Annotated in this window: 6 protein-coding genes; 4 read left to right on the top strand and 2 right to left on the bottom strand. The window is 64.8% G+C overall.

Annotation, left to right across the window (positions count from 1 at the left end; translation table 11 throughout):
- Together ABIV12_RS01665 and ABIV12_RS01660 are read right to left on the bottom strand one after the other, a co-directional pair.
- Nucleotides 1-916, bottom strand: a 916-nt coding sequence (locus ABIV12_RS01665; protein WP_348055575.1) for a FeoB small GTPase domain-containing protein, incomplete at its 3' end; no start/stop codon positions are given.
- Complete coding sequence (locus tag ABIV12_RS01660; protein WP_348055573.1) at nucleotides 913-1,155, bottom strand: FeoA family protein; 243 nt, start codon at nucleotides 1,153-1,155, stop codon at nucleotides 913-915. The genes ABIV12_RS01660 and ABIV12_RS01665, both read right to left, overlap by 4 nt.
- A 176-nt stretch (nucleotides 1,156-1,331) precedes the next feature.
- On the opposite strand from ABIV12_RS01660, the gene ABIV12_RS01655 reads away from it, so the two are divergent.
- The 4 genes from ABIV12_RS01655 to ABIV12_RS01640 all read left to right on the top strand — a co-directional run.
- Nucleotides 1,332-2,120, top strand: a complete 789-nt coding sequence (locus ABIV12_RS01655) for an enoyl-CoA hydratase-related protein (protein ID WP_348055571.1) — start codon at nucleotides 1,332-1,334, stop codon at nucleotides 2,118-2,120.
- A 132-nt stretch (nucleotides 2,121-2,252) separates the two neighbouring features.
- Complete coding sequence (locus ABIV12_RS01650; RefSeq protein WP_348055569.1) at nucleotides 2,253-4,262, top strand: biotin carboxylase N-terminal domain-containing protein; 2,010 nt, start codon at nucleotides 2,253-2,255, stop codon at nucleotides 4,260-4,262.
- Nucleotides 4,259-4,939, top strand: coding sequence for a hypothetical protein (locus tag ABIV12_RS01645; protein ID WP_348055567.1), 681 nt, complete (start codon nucleotides 4,259-4,261; stop codon nucleotides 4,937-4,939). Before ABIV12_RS01650 ends, ABIV12_RS01645 begins: the two co-directional genes overlap by 4 nt.
- A partial coding sequence (locus tag ABIV12_RS01640; protein ID WP_348055565.1) for a hydroxymethylglutaryl-CoA lyase occupies nucleotides 4,936-5,735 on the top strand: 800 nt, incomplete at its 3' end. The genes ABIV12_RS01645 and ABIV12_RS01640, both read left to right, overlap by 4 nt.

Genomic DNA, 5,735 nt, shown 5'->3' with positions numbered 1-5,735 from the left:
CCTCGAGCACGAGGATGAAGAGAAACAGAATCAGGATCTGCGGCAAAAACGCGAGCACCGTGCCGAGCCCGGCAAACACGCCGTCGTTGACCAGGCTGCGCAGGACCGGCATTGGCGCCAGCAGGTCACCGACCCACGTCCCCGCGGCCGCAATGCCCGCACTGACGAGATCCTGGATCGGCGTCGCCCAGGAAAACACTGCCTGGAAGATCAGGAACATCACCACGCCGAGGATCGCCAGCCCGGCGACCGGGTGCAGCACGACGCGATCGATCGCATCGTCGATGCCGGATGTCGCGGTCGGCATGGTCACCGACGACGCAAGCATTGCGCGCACTTCCGCATGCAGATCGTTCGTGCTCTGCGCGCCGTCCGCCGGCGCAACGGCAGCCGAAGGCCCGGTCGCATCGAGTCGCTCGATCAACGCGGTGGCGCCTCCGCGCTGCACGGCAATCGTTTCGACCACCGGCATCCCGAGTGCGGCCTGCAGCGCGGCGACGTCGATCACGATGCCGCGCTTGCGCGCCGCATCCATCATGTTGAGCGCCAGAACCATCGGCCGCCCGAGGCGCTTCACTTCGAGCACGAAGCGCAGGTGCAGGCGCAGGTTGGTTGCATCGGCGACACAGACGATCAGGTCGGGCGCCGCCTCTCCCGGATAGAGCCCTGCGCAGATGTCGCGGGTGATCGCTTCGTCAGGACTCGCGGCATCGAAGCTGTACGCGCCCGGCAGATCCAGCAATTGCAACACGCGTCCGGACGGCGCGACGAAGCGGCCTTCCTTGCGTTCAACCGTGACGCCGGCGTAGTTGGCGACCTTCTGGCGATTGCCTGTCAGGCGATTGAACAGTGCGGTCTTGCCGCAATTCGGATTTCCGACCAGCGCAATGCGCAGCGGTTCGACGGCGGCGCTCACGTCGCGTTTCCTGCAACGAGGCGCACGCGCGCCGCTTCGCTTCGACGCAGGGCAAAGCGCGTAAAGCCGATCTGCACCAGCAGCGGATCGCCGCCAAGCGGGCTGGCAACCACCCGAACGGCCTCGCCATGGACAAAGCCGAGCTCGCGCAATCGGCGCGCGATCGGATCGGCGTCATGCGCCTCTTCAACCTCGCTCACGACAGCGGACGCACCCTTCTTCAGTTCGGACAGGCGCACTCGGGGAATGACATGCAAATAAGAATGGTTCGCATTATACGCATGTTGGCCGGACGTGCGCACAGCGGACCGAGCCGGAGTCGATGCGTTCAGCGGGCGGCGACACAGCGACCGTCCGAGCGCCTTTCGCGGCCCTCCCGCTATCATCGGCCTCCCCCGATCGAAGGAATTCGACCATGAGCGATGCCGTCCTCGTCACGGTCAGCGCCGGTACCGCGACGATTTCCCTCAATCGCGCCCATGTCCACAACGCATTCGATGACGCGCTGATCGCCGACCTGACGACAACGCTCGACCGCTGCGACCAGGACGCGTCGATCCGCGCGGTGGTGCTGACCGGAATCGGCGCGTCGTTTTCCGCCGGTGCCGACCTGCACTGGATGCAACGCATGGCGGACGCCAGCGAAGCGGATAACCGCGCCGACTCCGAGCGTCTCGCAACGCTGATGCGCACGCTCAATTTCCTGTCGAAGCCGACCGTCGCGCGCGTCAACGGATCGGCCTACGGCGGCGGCGTCGGCTTGATCGCGTGTTGCGACATCGCGATCGGCGTCGACCATGCGAAGTTCTCGCTGAGCGAAGTGAAGCTCGGACTGGTGCCCGCGGTCATTTCGCCGTACGTCAACGCAGCCATCGGTGCGCGCCAATCACGGCGCCTCTTCGTCAGTGGAGAAATCTTCGGCGCCACCACGGCCGCGCGGATCAACCTGCTGCACGAAGCGGTCGTTGCCGATCAATTGGATGAATCCATCGACCGGATCCTGCACTGGCTCGCAAAGGGCGGCCCGATTGCACAGGCGGAAGCCAAGCAGCTCGCGTTGCGCGTCGGCGGCATGACGCGCGAGTCGGCCGAGCGGGCAGACCTCGAAAACGCACGCCTGATCGCCCGGCTGCGGGTTTCCGCCGAAGGCCAAAAGGGCCTCGCCGCCTTTCTCGACAAGCGCGCCGCCGACTGGAATGCGTGAATGCGTGAACGCAATTCCGACGAACCGCCTGCACACCAGAATGGTAACTTACGGTGCGCCTGATAAAGATCGATACCCCGACGTCCAACCCAATTCTCCCGCGCCATCACGCGCGCCTCCGTGTGACGATGAATGTTCACTAGAATCCTGATCGCCAACCGCGGCGAAATCGCCTGCCGCGTCATGCGCACCTGTCGCGCGCTCGGCATCGAGACGGTCGCGGTGTATTCGCAGGCCGACGCCACCGCGCAGCATGTGCGCCAGGCCGACATCGCCTTTCCAATCGGCGGACCGCGACCGGTGGATTCGTATCTGCGCGCCGATGCGATCATTGACGTCGCACTCCGCAGCGGCGCGCAGGCCATTCATCCCGGTTACGGGTTCCTGTCGGAGAACGCCGATTTTGCCGAGGCGGTCGAGACAGCGGGACTGGTGTTCATCGGACCATCAGCCGACTCCATGCGCCGCATGGGTTCGAAGGCCGGTGCAAAGGAACTGATGTCGGCACGCGGCGTGCCGGTGGTGCCGGGCTACACCGGCGAGGACCAGGATCCTCAATTGCTCGCGCGCGAAGCGGAGCGGATCGGATTTCCGCTGATGATCAAGGCGGCATACGGCGGCGGTGGGAAAGGCATGCGCATCGTGCGCATCGCCGGCGAGTTTGCCGCGCTGCTCGAAAGCTGCCAGCGCGAAGCGAAGAACGCGTTCGGGCGCGATCGGGTACTGCTTGAACGTTACATCGAGAAGCCGCGCCACATCGAGTTCCAGATCTTCGGCGACCGGCACGGAACGATCGTGCACCTCAACGAGCGTGAATGCTCGGCGCAGCGCCGGTACCAGAAGGTTCTGGAGGAAACGCCCTCCCCGTTCGTCACGCCGGAGCTGCGCTCGACGATGGGCGCCGCCGCGATCGCGGCAGGGCGCGCACTCGACTACGTCAACGCGGGAACCGTCGAATTCATCGTTGGCCAGGGCGGCGATTTCTACTTCATGGAGATCAACACGCGCCTGCAGGTCGAGCATCCGGTCACCGAAATGGTGCTGGGCCTCGATCTGGTGGAATTGCAATTGCGCGTCGCGGCGGGCGACGCGTTGCCTGCCGCACTCGTCGACACATCCCCGATTCCGCAGAACGGACACGCGATCGAACTGCGCCTGTATGCCGAGGATCCCGAACAGGGTTTCCTGCCCGGCTCCGGCACGCTGAATCGTTTGCGGCTCCCGCCGGCTTCGGAACACGTGCGCATCGATTCGGGCGTGGTCGAAGGCGATACGGTCACGATTTTCTATGACCCGATGATCGCCAAGCTGATCGTCTGGGACACGACGCGCGACGCGGCGCTCGTGCGCATGCGCGAGGCACTCGCCGCGTGCGACATCGTCGGGCCCAAGTCGAACATCGACTTCCTCGAGCGCCTCGTGCGTCACCCGATCGTCACCAGTGGACGCATCGACACCGGCTACCTCGACCGACACCTCGACGAGTTCGTCGGTTCCGGTGACACGGACGATTCCAGCGCTCTGCTCGCCGCCGCCGTTGCGTGGTTGCTGCACGAGGAGGCCGAGGCGCCGCGCCGTGCCGGCGCATCGGGAGATCCGTACTCCCCGTGGGCACGCGCCGATGGCTGGCGCATTGCGCATCCCGGCAAGCGCATCGTTACGCTGCTCGATCGCGGTGAGCGGATTGAGGTCGTCGCGCATGGTTCCGGCGGAAGCTACAGCCTCGATCATGTGCAACGCCACCACACGATCGCCCATGCGTCGCTGAAGAACGACGTTCTCACTGCCTCGCTCGACGATGTCGCGAAGCGATGGAACATCACCATCGATGGTAACCGGATCGGGATCCACGATGGCGCGCGACGGCGCGTCGTTGCCCACGCTCCCGCGTTCGCCTACGCAAGCAGCGCGAAGGTGACCGGGGATCGCGTGGTGGCACCGATGCCGGGCCGGATCGTGCTGGTCAAGCGGAATGCCGGCGACGAAGTGACTGAAGGCGAAGAGCTGGTCGTGATGGAAGCGATGAAGATGGAGCTCAGTCTCAAGGCGCCGCGTGCGGGCCGCATCGACAGCGTGCAGGCAGTGGCTGGCGAATTCGTCGAAGCCGACGCGGTGCTTGTCAAACTGGAGATGGTCTTGTGACGACACTGCGTTCGCCCCTGCTGTCCATGCTGCTCACGCTTGCCACGCTCGCGGGCTGCGTCGAGACACGCTTCGAGTCGCCGCTCGGCGACAACATCGAAACCTGCGATGCGCGCTGGAAAGGCCTGTGGCTGCCAACCGACGCGGAGCGTGCGAAAAACGGCGACGATGCAACCGCATTCCACATCAACGACGATTGCGAATTCACGGTGATCGAACAGCCCGAGAAGGGCGATCCGCTGAAGCGGCTGCACGTGCCGATCAACTACGTTCACGCGAATGGCAACGACTACATCGTCGTCGCCGAAAGTGCGGTCAAGGGTCTGGTCTCGCTCAATCCGCCGCACGCGATCGATCCTGCACCGGACAAGGATTATTTCTTCGCGCGCTATCGCGTTCGCGGCGACCGGATCGAGGTGTTTGCGGTCGACAGTACGAAGGTCGCGAAACTCGTCGTCGACGGCAAGGTCGACGGCACCGTGGACAAGCGCGCGAACGAACTGCACGTCTTCGTACGCGGCAACCGCGCGCGCATGCTCGAACTGGTGCGCCACGAATCGATCTTCGAGGACACCTCGTCCCTGCAAATGCAGCGCAGCCGCCTGTCGCTTGCCGACTTCGAGAAATCGCTTGTGCCGGTGCATTCTCCCGGCACCGACCTGCGGAAGCGGCCATGACCCTGCCCCAGGCGGTGCGAATCGTCGAAGTCGGCGCACGCGATGGTCTGCAGAATGAAAAGACCATCGTCCCGACAGCGACAAAGATCGAACTGATCGATCGTCTGTCCGCCACCGGGCTGCAAGCGATCGAGGCGACCAGCTTTGTCAGTCCCAAGTGGATTCCACAGCTCGCCGATGCACGCGAGGTGTTCGAAGGAATCACCCGCAAGCCCGGCGTGACGTATCCGGTGCTCGTGCCGAACCTGCAGGGCTACGAGCGTGCACGCGAGGTCGGTGCGGTCGAGGTCGCAATCTTCACCGCAGCGTCTGAAGCCTTCAACCGGAAGAACGTGAATGCGTCGATCGACGAATCGATCGCCCGCTTCGAACCGGTGTTCGAACGCGCGCGAGCCGACGGCGTGAAGGTGCGCGGCTATGTCTCCACGGTGCTCGGATGTCCGTACCAGGGTGACGTACCCGTTGCCGACGTCGTTCGCGTCGCGAAACGTCTTCACGATCTCGGCTGCTACGAGGTATCGCTCGGCGACACCATCGGCATCGGCACGCCGTCGAAGGCACGTGCGATGCTCCGGGCGGTTTCGGCCGAGATGCCGATGTCCGCGCTCGCCGTGCATTTCCACGACACGCGCGGGCAGGCGCTGGCGAACATCTACGCCTGCCTGGACCTCGGCGTCCGCGTGGTCGACGCCTCGGTGGCGGGTCTCGGCGGATGCCCCTACGCGCAGGGCGCAAGTGGCAACGTCGCTACGGAAGACGTCGTCTACATGCTGCACGGCATGGGCGTCTCGACCGG

This window comes from Dokdonella sp. (assembly GCF_039926425.1).
GTDB lineage: Bacteria > Pseudomonadota > Gammaproteobacteria > Xanthomonadales > Rhodanobacteraceae > Dokdonella_A.
The sequence above is the reverse complement of the archived record's forward strand: the minus strand, read 5'-3'. Positions and strand labels throughout refer to the sequence as shown.

Excerpts from the sequence above, each read along its gene's own strand:
- ABIV12_RS01655 (WP_348055571.1), top strand. The coding sequence starts at position 1,332 with ATGAGCGATGCCGTCCTCGTCACGGTCAGCGCCGGTACCGCGACGATT.
- ABIV12_RS01650 (WP_348055569.1), top strand. The coding sequence starts at position 2,253 with ATGTTCACTAGAATCCTGATCGCCAACCGCGGCGAAATCGCCTGCCGC.